Here is a 14434-nt window from a genome sequence, read left to right on the forward strand (position 1 = left end):
CGCCGCGATGCGCGTGCGATCGGACGCGCGTTACTTCGAGATGTACCACAGCGCGTCCGCGCTGGCGCGCGACGGCTGAGCGGTCGCAGCCGGTGCTTGAGCCGGCGCGGGCGGCGGCGCGTTCGACGTGATGGCCGTCGGCAGCGTGGCGGGAATATTCGCGGTCGAAGGCGAAGCCGCCGCCGTTCCCGACGTCGACGGCGTATTCACGTACCACAGCGCATCGGCCGAGGCGGTGCGTTTCGCCGTCGTATTCGTCGCCGTATTCGCTGCCGTATTGGCCGACTTCTTCGAGGCGGACGCCGATGCGCCGGCCGTCGCCGTACCAGCCGCACCCGCCGTCCCGCCCTGCGCGGTCATGCCCGCGGCCGCCGCACCGCGCTGCGCCCGCGCTTCGAACGGCCCGAGCTGGAAGATCAACGTTTGCGCGGGGCGCGTCAGAACGGCATACGGGAACTGCAGCTCCCACGACATCAGCACGCGGCCCGACGACGTTTCGGTGAAGATCGCCGGCACGTGCTTCATGTCGCTGAACTGCACGTAGATCCGCGCGCCGTCGTCGAACACCTGGGTCGGCTTGGCCTGGTCGGCGCCCGTGACCGTCCATCCGAAGTTGTACGTACCGGCCGGGCCGGCGGGGCCGCCCTGCGTCGGCGGAGGCGGCGAGGCCGGCGATATCGTACGTGCCCGCGTGACGGGCGGCGCCGACACGCTCAGGCTCGCGAACGGGTTGTACGTCTGCGCCTGTTGCGGCGGCGTGAAGGAGGGGGGAAGGATGGGCATGGGAGTATCCGGCGAATCCGGCATGGTCCGGATTGCATCATAGACCTTGCGCGCATACGCGAGGCGCTTGTCGGGCGACGCGGAGTTGTACGCGCCGATCGCGTTCCAGTTGGGGCCGAGCTGACGGATGTTCTGCGACAGGATCCACGCGCCGACATACGCGTTCGTGCACGCATCGAACAGGCTTTCCCGCGTGATGCCCTCGCGCGCGAGCGTCGGCAGCCACGTGCTGTTGATCTGCATCAGCCCGATGTCGACCGTGCCGTTGGTATTCGTGTTGACGGCGTTCGGATTCATCCCCGATTCGACCTGCGCGATGCCGCGCATCAGGCTGACGCTCACGTGCTGGAACGTGGCCGCGTCGTCCAGGCAGTCGGCCCGCGCGACGCCGCCGAGCGCGCACGAGAGCGCGATCGTCGAGACAATGGTCAGCGTGTCGCGGCTGAGCGGGCGAGTGGTATGACGCGGCATGGCAGGATGGGGCGGAATCCGGCCGCCCGGTGCAAGGAAATTACGCAGACGCGCAGTGTGCCATAGCAGGCGGCCAAATGGCTCGCGTCAAACTTTCCTTTGCATTTGCCGGCGCTTGCGCCGCGCATTTTTATCGCGCCGGATCACGGGTCGGAGCGATGCCCGAGCGGTAAAAATGGCCGGTATTTACGCGAATGCCAATGCAATGGCGGCGACGGAAACCTGACGTATTACGTCAGTCGCGCGATGAAAACCGCGATGGAGCGGACGAAAGGGAAAATCGCCCGGCAGCCATTGGCGGGGCAAAAGAAAGCGACGAAAAAATCGGCGGCCGAAGCCGCCGCATGCGCATTGCGGACACGACCGGCCGCGCGGCGCGCAGCCTGCCGTATCCCCGAATCGCAATCAGAAGCGGTGACGCAGCCCGAGGTTGACCATCGTCTGCGAGCCCGTGCCCGCATAACCGTACGAACCGATCGACGCCTGCGCGGCCATCGAGCCGCCGTTGCCGTCGCCGGTCTGGCCGCTCGCGTGCTGGTACGCGGCGGTCAGATAGACGTCGGTGCGCTTCGACAGGCTGTAGTCGGCACCGGCCGATACCTGGTGATAGGTCGCCGACGTGTCGCCGCCCGAGCGCGTGTAGCTGTAGCCGACGCCGACGAGCAGCGCATTCGTCGCCTGGTAGTTCACGAAACCTTGCCCCGTGTTGTAGTGCTCGTTCGAGCCGAATACCGAACTTGCGTCGCGGCGGTACTGCGCGTTGCTGTAGCCGAGGCCGAACGTGAACGGGCCGGCGACGTACTGGCCCGCGATACGCGCGATGCCGATCGAATGCGCGCTGGCATAGCCGCTGTTGATCGGGCCGTCGAACGTGCCGTCCGACGAGCTGGTCCAGCCGTTGCGCACGCCGTTCGACGCGGGGCCGTTGGTCGCGTGGAAGTAGCCGCCCGCGACGCTGAACGGCCCGTTGTTGTACGACACGGCGGCCGAATACGACTGCGCGGCGCCGGTGCTGCCGGCGATGCCGCCGAACGAATACATCGCCGAGAACTGCAGGCCCGCATAGACGGCCGACGTGTACTTCACCGCGTTGTCGACGCGGAAGCTGTTGTCGTAGTTGTCGACGTCGCCCGGCGTCGCGAACACGCTGCCGAGGTAGTTGTCGGCGGTGATGCCCTGCACGAGATCGACGAGCGGATCGTACTGGCGGCCGAACGTGAGCGTGCCGTAGCGGTCGCTCGTCAGGCCGACGAAGGCCTGCCGGCCGAAGAGGCGGCCGCCCTGGCCCTGCCGGCCGCTGCTCGGGTCGAAGCCGTTCTCCAGCTGGAACAGCGCCTTCAGCCCGCCGCCGAGATCCTCGGTGCCTTTCAGGCCCCAGCGGCTGCCGGCCAGGTTGCCCGCGCTGCTGTTGCCGAGCATCCACGCGTTGTCCTTGCCTTGCGCATGGTTCACATAGGTGATCGACGTGTCGATCACGCCATACAGCGTGACGCTCGACTGCGCATGCGCGACGGGCATCGCCGCGAACGACGCGAGCGAAATCAGCGAGAGGGTCGTGCGTTTCATTTCATCTCCTGCGCATTGGCGTGTGTTCGTGATTCGAATGGCAGGAGACTACAGAGCCGCAATAAAACGGCAAAAATGAAATTCTCCGTTGTGGCCTGATGCAGACGGGGATGTTGCTGGAAATTCACCATTGAGGGATCTGCATTATTGATAGCCGCGTATCAATGGGTTGTCATTCCGCCGGTTTTTCATTGCGCTTTGCGTATGTCGTGATAATTCGGCGCGATTTTCGGGCGAATTATCGTTATCTCAATATTGTTGTCGATCCGTTAAATCATTATTTAACGAGTTGAATTGACCGGGCTGGAACGAGGGTGATAAACGCGTGCAGATCGCGTCCGGCGGCCGGTATCGCGACGCCGCCATCCGGTCGCTGGGTCGTCGCCCGCGCACCGAAACCGCGGTCGCCAGCTTATTTTTGTATATAATAATCATTCTCATTTACAGAATCGTTGACGCCCGCGCACCCGGAACCCGGCCATGTCCGCTGACAAGCTGTCCCTGCATCGAGAAATCGACGCCCTCTATGCCGGCCACCACGCGTGGCTGCGCGGCTGGCTGAGCCGGAAGCTCGGTTGCGCGCACCGCGCGGCCGATCTGGCGCACGACACGTTCATGCGCCTGCTCGCACGCGACGAGCCGATCGGCGCCGACGAGCCGCGCGCGTTCCTGACGACGGTGGCCCAGCGTGTGCTGAGCAACCACTGGCGGCGCGAGCAGATCGAGCGCGCGTATCTCGACGTGCTCGCGCAGCGCCCCGAAGCGGTTGCGCCGTCGCCGGAAGAGCGGGCCGTCGTCGTCGAGACGCTGCTCGACATCGACCGGCTGCTCGACGGCTTGCCGCTCACGGCGAAGCGCGCGTTCCTGCTCGCGCAGCTCGACGGCCTGACGCAAGCCGAGATCGCCCGCGAACTCGGCGTGTCGCTCGCGACGGTGAAGCGCTATCTCGTGAAGGCCGGCACGCAGTGTTTCTTCGCGATGGCGGCCTGACCGATGGCCGCCCCGGGAGCGCCGGCAGTGCCGCCGCACGTTGCACGTCGCGCGGTCGAATGGTGGGTCGACCGGCAATCCGGCCGGACCGACGACGCGTTCGTCGCCGCGCTCGCGCGCTGGCGCGCGGAAGATCCGGCGCACGACGCGGCGTGGCGTCACATCGAAGCGATGCAGGGCAGGTTCGGCCGACTGGCGGCCGGGCTCGACGCACAGGCCGCGCAAGCGGCGCTGCTGCCGAAGCGGGCAGGCCGCCGCGCGGCCGTGAAGGCGCTGGCCGTGCTGCTGTTCGCGGGCGGCGCCGCATGGATGGCCGAGCCCGCGCGGCGCGCGGCGGTCTGGCCGGCCGACCTGCGCACCGTGGTCGGCGAGCGGCGCACGGTGACGCTCGCGGATCGCACGGTCGTCGTGCTCGACACCGACACGGCGCTCGACTTGCGCTTCGACGACGCGGCGCGGCGCCTGCGTCTGCTGCGCGGCACGATCATGGTCACCAGCGGTCACGACGATCGTGCGCCCGCGCGGCCGCTCGTGGTCGCGACCGCGCAGGGCGAGTTGCGGCCGCTCGGCACGCGCTTCGCGGTGCGGCAGCGCGACGGTGCGACGCGCTGCGAGGTGTTTGCCGGCGCCGTACAGGTGCAGCCGGTCGATGCGTCGGCCGGCACGCGCGTGATCGCGGCCGGAGAGGGCGCGGATTTCTCGCGCGATGCGATCGGGGCGCCGGCGCCGCTCGATCCGTATGCGTCCGCGTGGACGAGCGGCATGCTCGTCGCGTCGCACATGCGGCTGACCGATCTCGTCGGCGAGCTCGACCGCTATCGGCGCGGCAGCCTGCGCTGCGATCCGGCCGTGGCCGATCTGCGCGTGTCGGGCACCTATCCGCTCGACGATCCCGCGCGCGTGCTCGATACGCTGACGGCGATGCTGCCGATCGACGTCCACTACCTGACGCGTTACTGGGCGACCGTCGTGCCGGCCCGTTCGTGAGCGCGCCGAAAAATTTTTCGCCGACTTGAGCTGTTTCCCGATGTTCGCGTGACATGGGTAATGAAAGCAGCACTGGCTCATCGTCCACCGACTCCCCGATCATGGCTTCCATCCGTCTCACGTATCGGCGCCGTCCGGCGCCCGCCCGTCATCTGCCGCGCGGATCGCGCCCGGCCGCGTCCGGCCGTCTTGCCCGCCGGCTCGCCGGCGCCGTCCTGTTGTCGGCACTGTTGCCGTTGCCCGCGCTGGCCGATACCGACGCCGATGCGGCGCCCGCCGCGCAGCGTGCGTCGCGTCGTGCGTTCGACGTTCCGGCCGGCCCGCTCGAAGCGGCGCTGAACCGGTTCGGCCGCGACGCGGGGATCCTGCTCGCGTTCCCGGCCGAGCTGACGGCGGGCCTGACGAGCGGCGGCGTGCACGGCCGGTTCGACGTCGACGGCGGGTTCGACCGTCTGCTGGCCGGCACGGGGCTTGTCGCGCTGCGCCAGCCGGGCGGCGGCTACACGCTGATGCGCGCCGACGGTTCGGCGGCCGCGTCCGTGGCGGCCGGCGCCGCGCCGGCCGGCGAGTTGCCGACGATCAACGTGCGGTCCAGCGCATTGCGCGCCGAAAGCTATCGCGCGCCGAAGGAGGCGGGCGTGCTGCGCTCCGACATTCCGCTGCTCGACACCGCGCAGGCCGTCAACATCGTGCCCGCGCAGGTGCTGCGCGACCAGCGGCCGCGCAATCTCGACGACGCGCTCGGCAACGTGAGCGGCATCACGCAGGGCAACACGCTCGCGGGTACGCAGGACACGATCATGAAGCGCGGCTTCGGCGGCAATCGCGACGGCTCGATCATGCAAAACGGCATGCCGCTCGTGCAGGGCCGGGCGTTCAACGCGGCGACCGACAGCGTCGAGGTGCTGAAGGGGCCGACGTCGCTGCTGTACGGGCTGATGGACCCGGGCGGCGTCGTCAACGTCGTGAGCAAGCAGCCGCAGCTCACGCGCTACAACGCGATCTCGCTCGGCGCGTCGACGTTCGGGCACGGCAAGAACGGCGGCAGCGCGACCTTCGACTCGACCGGGCCGGTCGGCGATTCGCGGCTCGCGTACCGGCTGATCGTCGACCAGTCGAACGAGCAGTACTGGCGCAACTTCGGCGAGTACCGGCAGACCTTCGTCGCGCCGTCGCTCGCGTGGTACGGCCGCGATACGCAGGTCGCGGTGTCGTACCAGTACCGCAAGTTCCATGCGCCGTTCGATCGCGGCACCGCGCTCGACCCGCGCACCAATGCGCCGCTCGACATTCCCGCGCGGCGGCGCATCGACGAGCCGTTCAACGACATGGACGGCGAATCGCATCTCGCGCAACTGAGCGTCGATCACCAGTTCAACGCGGACTGGAGCGCGCATTTCGGCTACAGCTACAACCGCGAGACCTACGATGCGAACCAGTTGCGCACGACCGGCGTCGATCCGGTGAAAGGCACGCTGACGCGCAGCAACGATGCGACGCACGGGGCGCTCAGCACCGACAGCTACGGGATCGGCTACGTGACGGGCAAGCTGACGCTCGCGGGGATGCGGCACGACGTGCAGGTCGGCTTCGATACCGAATACCGCCGCATCTATCGCAAGGACATGCTGCGCCAGGCCGTGAAGACGCCGTTCAGCTACGTCGACCCGGTGTATGGGCTGCTGCCGCCGTCGAGCACGGTGTCCGCGAGCGACAGCGACCAGACCGACACGCTGCACGATGCGTCCGCGTTCTTCCAGGATACGGTTCACCTGACCGACAAGTGGATCGTGTCGGGCGGCATCCGCTACATCACGTACAACCAGGTCGCGGGGCGCGGCCGGCCGTTCACCGCGAACACCGATCTCAGCGGCTCGAAGTGGCTGCCGCGCGCGGGCGTCGTCTATAAGTGGACCGATGCGTTCTCGCTGTACGGCAGCTATTCGCAGTCGCTGAAACCGTCGTCGTCGATCGCGCCGATGACGGGTTACGTGATCGACGGCGCGACGCCGCCCGAGGAAGCGACCGCGTGGGAAGTGGGCGGCAAGCTCGACCTGCCGGGCGGAATGACCGGCACGCTCGCGCTCTTCAACATCGACAAGAAGAACGTGCTCGTGTCGCAGTACAACGACGCGACGAAGCTGACCGACTGGCGCACGTCGGGCAAGGCGCGCTCGCGCGGCGTCGAACTCGACGTGTCCGGCAAGATCGGCGAACGGGTAAACGTGATCGCGAGCTACGCGTACATCGACGCGAAGACGACCGAGGATCCGCTGTACGCGGGCAACCAGCTGTGGAACGTCGCGCGCCACACCGCATCGCTCGCGGCCGTCTACGACTTCGGCACGGTGGCGGGCGGCGACGACCTGCGCATCGGCGCGGCCGCGCGCTACGTCGGCGCGCGCCCCGGCGATTCGGCGAACAGCTTCACGCTGCCGTCGTACGTGCTCGCGGATGCGTTCGCGACCTACGACACGCGGATCGGCAAGCAGAAGCTTTCGTTCCAGCTCAACGTGAAGAACCTGTTCAACCGCACGTACTACCCGTCGAGCGCGAACCGCTACTTCGTCGCGATCGGCGACGCGCGGCAGGTGTCGCTGCTGACCACGCTGCAGTTCTGACCATGCAATCGCCGCGCGGCCGTTACGCCGGTGCGCGGCTTCGGAGAGGAATCCAGATGAATCTGAAGACGAAGACCGGTGCGCGTCGCCGCCTGTTGCGCATGATCGCGGGTGCGGTGCTCGCGCTGTCCGCGGGCCTCGGCGCCGGCGTATCGGCGCCCGCATTCGCCGCCGATGCGCCGCAGGCCGCGACGCGCGTCGCGATGCTCGTGCAGTTGCACGGCCCGAACCTGAAGGTCGACGAGCGCATCGGCCAGCATCTCGGCGAACGCGGCTACGCGGTGCGCCTGATCGACGAGGCGGCAACGCCCGATGCGGCGCGCGACGCCGATCTGGTGGTGATCTCGTCGACGGTATCGTCGAAGAACGTGCGGCCCGGCTGGCGCACGCTCGACAAGCCGCTCGTGACGTGGGAAAACGACCTGCTCGACGATCTCGCGATGACGGGCAAGCGGCACGACGTCGACTTCGGCGAAACGGGCAAGGAGCGCTACCTGTGGCTCGTCAATGCGCCGCATCCGATGGCGGCCGGGCTGCCGGCCGGCGCGACGAACGCGTACGGCAAGCAGGCGCCGATGAGCTGGGGCAAGCCGGGGCTCGGCGCGATCACGATCGCGACCGTGTACGGCCAGCCCGACAAGGCCGCGATCTTTGCATACGAGAAGGGCGCGACGATGGACTACGAAACGCTCGCGCCGGCGCGCCGCGTGATGTTCTTCCTCGACAACGACACGTTCACGAACCTGTCGCCGGCCGGTGTCGCGCTGTTCGACGCGGCGGTGGACTGGGCGGCCGGGCGGCGCTGAGCCGCCGCGCGCGATCACGCGGCCCGCGGCGGCGGGCGCCGTCGCGACGCCGCGTCGATCAGTTGCGCCAGCGTTTGCGCGGGCTCCGACATCGTGCGCCGCGCGCGATGCACGAGCCCGATGTCGCGGTGAAACGTGTGATGCCCGAGGTCGATCGCGCGCACGCCGGCCGGCCAGCGGCGATACACGGCGGTCTGCGGCACGATCGCGACGCCGACGCCGTTCTCGACCAGCTTGACGATCGCGTCGAGCTCGTCGAGTTCGCAGGTGTCGCGCACCGCGATGTGCATCTTGCGCAGAAAGCGGTCGACCTGGCGGCCGCCGAACGACGCGCGGTCGTAGCGCACGAACGGCTCGTTCGCGAGCAGGGCGGCCCAGTCCTTGCCCTTCACGCCGCGCGGCACGATCAGGCGGAACGGTTCCTGCGCGAGCGTCGTCCAGTGCAGGTCGCTCTGCAACGCAAACGGCGGCCGGATGATCGCGGCCATGTCGATCTCGCCCGCGTCGACCCGGTTGACCAGCTCGATCGACAGCCCGGGGATCACGCGCGTCCGGCACGCGGGGTGCAGGCGATGGAAATCGGCCAGCGCGGCCGGCAGCAGCGCGCTCTGCACCGACGCGATCGCGCCGATCGTCACGCGTACGACGGCCGGCGCGCCGGGCGCGGTCGAGCTCAGGTTCTCGTACAGGCCGATCAGCGCCTGCGCCTGGTCGAGCACGTGATGGCCCCGCTCGTTGAGCCGCGCCGATCGCCCTTGCCGGTCGAACAGCGCGAAGCCGAGTTCGGCTTCGAGACGCTGCATCTGCGCGCTCACGGCCGCCTGCGTGAGCCCGATCCGATTGCCGGCCGCGGCAAAGGTGCCTTCACGGGCGACGGCGACGAGGGTTTTCAGCTCGCGGATCATTCATCGATTCCGTTTGTGAATCGCGAAATTATATATTGATTTAATTTTTGCTCGGCCTTGTCTACCATGGTGCCGTCCTCGCGCCACGCGAGCGTTTCTTCACGAGGCCATCATGAGTCTTTCCCCGTTTCACCTGGCGATTCCGGTCTACGACCTGCCGGCCGCGCGCGATTTCTACGGCCGCGTGTTCGGGCTGGAAGAGGGGCGCTCGAGTGCGCAGTGGGTCGACTTCGACTTTTACGGGCATCAGCTCGTGATCCACGCGCATCCGAAAACCGCATCGCAGGAAGGCGCGCATACGAATGCGGTCGACGGTCACGACGTGCCGGTGCCGCATTTCGGGGTCGTGCTCGACTGGGCGAGCTGGGAAGCGCTGGCCGAACGCTTGCGCGCGTTCGGCGTGACGTTCGTGATCGAGCCGTATGTACGGTTCCAGGGGCAGGTCGGCGAACAGGCGACGATGTTCCTGTTCGATCCGTGCGGCAATGCGCTCGAATTCAAGGCGTTCCGCGACATCGGCCAGCTGTTCGCGAAGTAACCGGCAGCGGCGCCAGCGCCGATTGAAATTGGGTGCGAGAATGCGGCCGGCGGCCCAAGCGCGCGCAGGTGCGACGGCCGGCGTCGCGTCGCACGGCAACCGTCCGTGCGCGCCGTTCTCCAAGGAACCCGTATGGACAGTCACATCGCTCCGGTGGAGCTGAAGAAAGCCTACCGTCTCCTCAATCACGGCCCGACCGTGCTCGTATCGGCCCGCCACGACGGCGTCGACAACGTGATGGCCGCCGCCTGGGCGTGCGCGCTGGATTTCCTGCCGCCGAAGCTGACCGTGGTGCTCGACAAATCCGCGAAGACGCGCGAACTCGTCGAGCGCAGCGGCACGTTCGTGATCCAGGTGCCGACGGTCGCGCAATTGCAGCTCACGCATGCGGTCGGCAGCCGCAGCCTCGCGGAGCGGCCGACCAAGCTGCGCGAAGCGGGCGTCACGCTGTTCGACGTCGAAGGCCACGACCTGCCGTTCGTTGCAGGATGCTCGGGGTGGCTCGCGTGCAAGCTGATTCCCGAGCCGCACAACCAGCAGACCTACGACCTGTTCATCGGCGAGGTGGTCGCTGCGTGGTCCGACACGCGCGTGTTCCGCGACGGCCACTGGTATTTCGAATCGGCCGATCCCGCGCTGCGCAGCCTGCACTACATCGCGGGCGGCAATTTCTATGCGATCGGCGAATCGCTGCACGTCGATCCGGACGCGCAGTAAGCGCCGGACGCACGGTCCCGAACCGGGCGCGCTTCATGCGCGCTTTTTCAATTCCGCGAGCATGATGTCGGCGAAGGCCTGCGCGACGCTCGGCAGCGTGCGTCCACGCTTCGCGATGAGCGCGATCGGCCGCACGAACGCGGGATCGTCGATCGGCTTCGCGACGAGGTCGGGCTCGGCGCGCACCTCGCGCGCGGTCGCGGGCAGGATCGTCACGCCGAGGCCGCCGCGCACCATCGCGACGGCCGTCATCATGTAGGTGGGCTCGCATGCGATGTCGGGCGTGCAGCCGGCCGCTTCCAGCGCGGCATCGACGACGCTGCGCACGCTCGTGCCCTGCGCGGTGAGCACGAGCGGTACGCCGGCGACGTCGGCGGTGGTCACGCGGCGCTTGCGCGCGAGCGGATGATCCTTCGGACACACGGCGACGAGCCGGTCGGCGCCCGCATACAGCACCTCCAGCGACGCATCGAACACGTCGCCGCCGGTCAGCCCGAGATCGGCTTCCTCGTTGCGCACGAGCGCGGTGACGAGGCTCGCGACGCCGTCGCGGATCTCGAAGCCCGCACGCGGGACGTCGCGCCGGAACGACTGGATCAGCTCCGGCAGCACGCTGGACGCGAAGGTCGGCAGACACGCGAGCCGTACCGTGCCGCTCGTGCCTTCGCCGAGCGCGCGCGCATCGCGCAGCACGCGTTCCATGTCGTCGAGCGAGCGCTGCAACAACGGCAGCAGTGCGCGCCCGGTCTGCGTGAGAGCGACGCTGCGGCTGTTGCGGTCGAACAGGCGCGCGCCGACGATTTCCTCGAGCCGGCGGATCTGCACGGTCAGCGCCGGTTGCGACAGGTGCAGCCGCGCGGCGGCGCGCGTGAAGTTGCCGGCGTGCGCGACGGTAACGAACGCGCGAATGTCGCGAAGATTCAGATCCATAATGGTTCGTGATTGCTGCGATCAAATCATTTCAATTGTGCTATTGCTGCGCCGACCTTACGCTGGTCTCCAACAAAAGACAAGGTAGGAGACAACCGATGCTGCCGTTACTCGGGCTGGGCACGATCGTCGTGCTGCTGGCCGCGATTCTGTCGAAGCGGATGTCGCCGCTCGTCGCGCTGATCATCGTGCCGATCGCCGCGTCGCTGCTCGGCGGCTTCGGGCTGCACACCAGCAAGTTCGTCGTCGACGGGCTGAAGGGGCTCGCGCCCGTCGTCGGGATGTTCGTGTTCGCGATCCTGTATTTCGGGACGATCACCGACGCCGGCACGCTCGACCCGATCATCGACCGCATCCTGCGCGCGGTCGGCACGCGGCCGACGCGCATCGTGATGGGCACGACGCTGCTCGCGCTGCTGATCCATCTCGACGGCTCGGGCGCCGTCTGCTTTCTCGTGACGATTCCGGCCGTGCTGCCGCTGTACGACCGGTTGAAGATGGACCGGCGCGTGCTGGCCGCCGCCGTGTCGATGGCCGCGGGCATCAACTTCCTGCCGTGGACGGGGCCGATGATCCGCGCGTCCGCGTCGCTGCACCTGCCGGTGTCGGCGCTGTTCAATCCGCTGATCCCGGTGCAGGCGATCGGGCTCGTGTTCGTGTTCGGCGTCGCATACTGGCTCGGGCGGCGCGAGGAGAAGCGGCTCGGGCTGTCGCGCGACGATGCGTCGATTCCGTTGCCCAAACGCGAGCTGACCGCCGACGAGCAGGCGCTGCGTCGGCCGCATCTCTTCTGGTTCAACCTCGTGCTGACGCTCGTCGTGCTCGGCACGATGGTCGTGATGGGCGAGAAGGTTCCGCCCGCGATCATGTTCATGGTCGGGCTGTGCATCGCGCTCATGGTGAATTACCCCGACGTCGACATGCAGCGAAAGCGCATCGATGCGCATGCACGCGCCGCGCTGATGATGGCCGGCATCCTGCTCGCGGCCGGCGTGTTCACCGGGATCATGCAGGGCAGCGGGATGCTGAAGGCGATGGCGCAGGCGGCGGTCGGCTTCGTGCCGCCGTCGATGGCCGGCCACATTCCGGTCGTGCTCGGCCTCGCATCGATGCCGCTCAGCATGTTGTTCGATCCCGATTCGTTCTACTTCGGCGTGCTGCCAGTGATCGCGGAAGTAGCCGGGCAGCTCGGCGTGCCGGCCGTGCAGGTCGGGCAGGCGGCGCTGCTCGGCCAGATGACGACGGGGTTCCCGGTCAGCCCGCTCACGCCCGCGACGTTCCTCGTCGTCGGCCTGTGCGGGATCGAGCTGGCCGAGCACCAGAAATTCACGTTTCCGCTGCTGTTCGGCGCGTCGATCGTGATGACGATCGCCTGCGTCGTGCTCGGCATCTTTTGATTCTTCCCGGCGGTGCGCGCCGCCGGACGACGGTACGGACATGACAGCAAAGCAACCTGAACGGCGCGTGCGCATCGGCGCGGGCGCCGGCTACTCGGGCGACCGGATCGAGCCCGCGGTCGAACTCGCCGAACACGGGCAGCTCGACTATCTGGTGTTCGAATGCCTGGCCGAGCGCACGATCGCGATCGCGCAGCAGGCGCGCCGCAACGATCCCGCGCGCGGCTACGATCCGCTGCTCGACGCGCGGATGCAGGCGGTGCTGCCGGTCGCGGCGGCCAGGCGCGTGCGGATCGTGTCGAACATGGGCGCGGCGAACCCGCGCGCGGCCGCGCGGCGTACCGCGGAGATCGCGCGGTCGCTCGGCATCGCGGGGCTGAAAGTCGCGGCGGTCGAAGGCGACGACGTGCTCGACGTCGTGTTGCGCGGGGCGTTCCGTTTCGAGGAATCGGGCGACGCAGTCGCCGCGTATCGCGACCGCATCGTATCCGCGAACGCGTATCTCGGCGCCGCGCCGATCGTCGACGCGCTCGCGGCCGGAGCGGACGTCGTGCTGACCGGGCGCGTCGCCGACCCGTCGCTGTTCGCCGCGCCGCTGATCCATGCGTTCGGCTGGCGGATGGACGACTGGGACACGCTCGGGCAGGCGACCGTCGTCGGCCACCTGCTCGAATGCGCGGGGCAGGTGACGGGCGGCTATTTCGCCGATCCCGGCTACAAGGACGTGCCGAATCTCGCGCGGCTCGGCTTCCCGATCGGCGAGGTCGCGGCCGACGGCTCGGTCGTGATCACGAAGGTGCCGCATGCGGGCGGCCGCGTGAGCGCGGCCACCTGCAAGGAACAACTGCTCTACGAGATTCACGACCCGGCGCGATATCTGCAGCCCGACGTCGTGGCCGATTTCACGCGCGTGGCGGTCGCCGAGGAGGCGGCCGATCGTGTGCGCGTGACGGGCGGGCGCGGCGCCGCGCGGCCCGATACGCTGAAGGTGTCGGTGGCCTATATCGACGGCTACATCGGCGAAGGCCAGATCTCGTACGGCGGCCCGGGCGCGCTCGCGCGTGCGCGTCTTGCGCTCGACATCGTTCGCGAGCGGCTCGCGCTGACCGGCGTCGCCGCGAGCGAGCTGCGCTTCGACCTGATCGGCGTCGATGCGCTGTACGGCGACGCGACGCCGGCCGTACGCGGCGAGCCGGCCGAGGTGCGCGTGCGAGTGGCCGGCCGGGCGGCGAACGCGGCGGAAGCCGCGCGGATCGGCAACGAAGTCGAGACGCTCTATACGAACGGGCCGGCCGGCGGCGGCGGCGCGTTCAAGTCGACGCGCGAGGTCATCGCCGTGCAGTCGGTGCTGCTGCCGCGCGCGGCCGTGACGCCGTCGTTTTCATTCGTGGAGGCCTGATGCAACTGCGTGAACTCGCGCATGCGCGCACCGGCGACAAGGGCAATACGCTGAACGTGTCGGTCATCTGCCGCGATCCGCGTCATTACGACCATCTGCGCACGCATCTGGATGCGGCAACGGTGAAGACATGGCTTGCGGGCATCGTGCACGGCGACGTCGTGCGCTACGAGTTGCCGGCGCTCGGCGCGTTCAACTTCGTGCTGCGCGATGCGCTCGGCGGCGGCGTGACGCGCTCGCTCGCGCTCGACGCGCACGGCAAGTCGGTCAGTTCGGCGCTGCTGGCGATCGAGGTGCCCGATCCGGCGTGACGCTGGCGTAGTG

13 protein-coding genes are annotated in these 14434 nt (G+C 68.3%); 9 read left to right on the plus strand and 4 right to left on the minus strand.

The features are described from left to right. Positions 1-30 precede the first annotated feature (30 nt). Both C4B30_RS09205 and C4B30_RS09210 read right to left on the minus strand, forming a co-directional pair. Positions 31-1254: a lytic transglycosylase domain-containing protein gene (locus C4B30_RS09205; RefSeq protein ID WP_105132417.1), complete on the minus strand. Its 1224-nt coding sequence runs from the start codon at positions 1252-1254 to the stop codon at positions 31-33. A gap of 405 nt (positions 1255-1659) precedes the next feature. Next, complete coding sequence (locus C4B30_RS09210) at positions 1660-2820, minus strand: porin (RefSeq protein ID WP_105132418.1); 1161 nt, start codon at positions 2818-2820, stop codon at positions 1660-1662. A gap of 480 nt (positions 2821-3300) precedes the next feature. Here C4B30_RS09210 and C4B30_RS09220 point away from each other — a divergent pair, with 480 nt between their 5' ends. The 4 genes from C4B30_RS09220 to C4B30_RS09235 are packed head-to-tail and all read left to right on the plus strand — an operon-like array spanning position 3301 to position 8224. Then, complete coding sequence (locus tag C4B30_RS09220) at positions 3301-3810, plus strand: sigma-70 family RNA polymerase sigma factor (RefSeq protein WP_105132419.1); 510 nt, start codon at positions 3301-3303, stop codon at positions 3808-3810. 3 nt (positions 3811-3813) lie between these two features. Continuing rightward, positions 3814-4797, plus strand: coding sequence for a FecR domain-containing protein (locus C4B30_RS09225; RefSeq protein ID WP_105132420.1), 984 nt, complete (start codon positions 3814-3816; stop codon positions 4795-4797). 53 nt (positions 4798-4850) lie between these two features. Continuing rightward, complete coding sequence (locus C4B30_RS09230) at positions 4851-7418, plus strand: TonB-dependent siderophore receptor (protein ID WP_105132421.1); 2568 nt, start codon at positions 4851-4853, stop codon at positions 7416-7418. Positions 7419-7474: 56 nt separating this feature from the next. Next, positions 7475-8224, plus strand: coding sequence for a hypothetical protein (locus tag C4B30_RS09235; protein WP_105132422.1), 750 nt, complete (start codon positions 7475-7477; stop codon positions 8222-8224). A 14-nt stretch (positions 8225-8238) separates the two neighbouring features. Here the strand turns inward: C4B30_RS09235 and C4B30_RS09240 are convergent, their stop codons facing one another. Then, positions 8239-9129, minus strand: a complete 891-nt coding sequence (locus tag C4B30_RS09240) for a LysR family transcriptional regulator (RefSeq protein WP_105132423.1) — start codon at positions 9127-9129, stop codon at positions 8239-8241. Positions 9130-9241: 112 nt separating this feature from the next. Between C4B30_RS09240 and C4B30_RS09245 the strand changes: the two genes are divergently transcribed. Together C4B30_RS09245 and C4B30_RS09250 are read left to right on the plus strand one after the other, a co-directional pair. Next, complete coding sequence (locus tag C4B30_RS09245) at positions 9242-9667, plus strand: VOC family protein (protein ID WP_105132424.1); 426 nt, start codon at positions 9242-9244, stop codon at positions 9665-9667. 132 nt (positions 9668-9799) lie between these two features. Then, entirely contained in the window at positions 9800-10384 is a 585-nt protein-coding gene (locus C4B30_RS09250) for a flavin reductase family protein (RefSeq protein ID WP_105132425.1), read from the plus strand. Positions 10385-10417: 33 nt separating this feature from the next. Here C4B30_RS09250 and C4B30_RS09255 read toward each other — a convergent pair whose 3' ends face one another. Continuing rightward, positions 10418-11314: a LysR family transcriptional regulator gene (locus C4B30_RS09255; RefSeq protein WP_105132426.1), complete on the minus strand. Its 897-nt coding sequence runs from the start codon at positions 11312-11314 to the stop codon at positions 10418-10420. Between the two features lie 98 nt (positions 11315-11412). Here C4B30_RS09255 and C4B30_RS09260 point away from each other — a divergent pair, with 98 nt between their 5' ends. Genes C4B30_RS09260 through C4B30_RS09270 form a run of 3 tightly spaced genes read left to right on the plus strand, consistent with a single transcriptional unit; the run spans position 11413 to position 14421 of the window. Beyond that, the gene (locus C4B30_RS09260) at positions 11413-12711 is read left to right on the plus strand and encodes a CitMHS family transporter (protein WP_105132427.1); all 1299 of its coding nucleotides are present in this window, start codon (positions 11413-11415) and stop codon (positions 12709-12711) included. Positions 12712-12751: 40 nt separating this feature from the next. After that, entirely contained in the window at positions 12752-14110 is a 1359-nt protein-coding gene (locus C4B30_RS09265; RefSeq protein ID WP_105132428.1) for an acyclic terpene utilization AtuA family protein, read from the plus strand. Beyond that, positions 14110-14421, plus strand: coding sequence for an AtuA-related protein (locus tag C4B30_RS09270; RefSeq protein ID WP_027784161.1), 312 nt, complete (start codon positions 14110-14112; stop codon positions 14419-14421). Before C4B30_RS09265 ends, C4B30_RS09270 begins: the two co-directional genes overlap by 1 nt. The last annotated feature ends 13 nt before the right edge of the window (positions 14422-14434 follow it).

The organism is Burkholderia sp. BE12, from assembly GCF_002959955.1.
Lineage (GTDB): Bacteria > Pseudomonadota > Gammaproteobacteria > Burkholderiales > Burkholderiaceae > Burkholderia.

Excerpts from the sequence above, each read along its gene's own strand:
- C4B30_RS09205 (WP_105132417.1), bottom strand. The coding sequence starts at position 1,254 with ATGCCGCGTCATACCACTCGCCCGCTCAGCCGCGACACGCTGACCATT.
- C4B30_RS09210 (WP_105132418.1), bottom strand. The coding sequence starts at position 2,820 with ATGAAACGCACGACCCTCTCGCTGATTTCGCTCGCGTCGTTCGCGGCG.
- C4B30_RS09220 (WP_105132419.1), top strand. The coding sequence starts at position 3,301 with ATGTCCGCTGACAAGCTGTCCCTGCATCGAGAAATCGACGCCCTCTAT.
- C4B30_RS09225 (WP_105132420.1), top strand. The coding sequence starts at position 3,814 with ATGGCCGCCCCGGGAGCGCCGGCAGTGCCGCCGCACGTTGCACGTCGC.
- C4B30_RS09230 (WP_105132421.1), top strand. The coding sequence starts at position 4,851 with ATGGGTAATGAAAGCAGCACTGGCTCATCGTCCACCGACTCCCCGATC.
- C4B30_RS09235 (WP_105132422.1), top strand. The coding sequence starts at position 7,475 with ATGAATCTGAAGACGAAGACCGGTGCGCGTCGCCGCCTGTTGCGCATG.
- C4B30_RS09240 (WP_105132423.1), bottom strand. The coding sequence starts at position 9,129 with ATGATCCGCGAGCTGAAAACCCTCGTCGCCGTCGCCCGTGAAGGCACC.
- C4B30_RS09245 (WP_105132424.1), top strand. The coding sequence starts at position 9,242 with ATGAGTCTTTCCCCGTTTCACCTGGCGATTCCGGTCTACGACCTGCCG.
- C4B30_RS09250 (WP_105132425.1), top strand. The coding sequence starts at position 9,800 with ATGGACAGTCACATCGCTCCGGTGGAGCTGAAGAAAGCCTACCGTCTC.
- C4B30_RS09255 (WP_105132426.1), bottom strand. The coding sequence starts at position 11,314 with ATGGATCTGAATCTTCGCGACATTCGCGCGTTCGTTACCGTCGCGCAC.
- C4B30_RS09260 (WP_105132427.1), top strand. The coding sequence starts at position 11,413 with ATGCTGCCGTTACTCGGGCTGGGCACGATCGTCGTGCTGCTGGCCGCG.
- C4B30_RS09265 (WP_105132428.1), top strand. The coding sequence starts at position 12,752 with ATGACAGCAAAGCAACCTGAACGGCGCGTGCGCATCGGCGCGGGCGCC.
- C4B30_RS09270 (WP_027784161.1), top strand. The coding sequence starts at position 14,110 with ATGCAACTGCGTGAACTCGCGCATGCGCGCACCGGCGACAAGGGCAAT.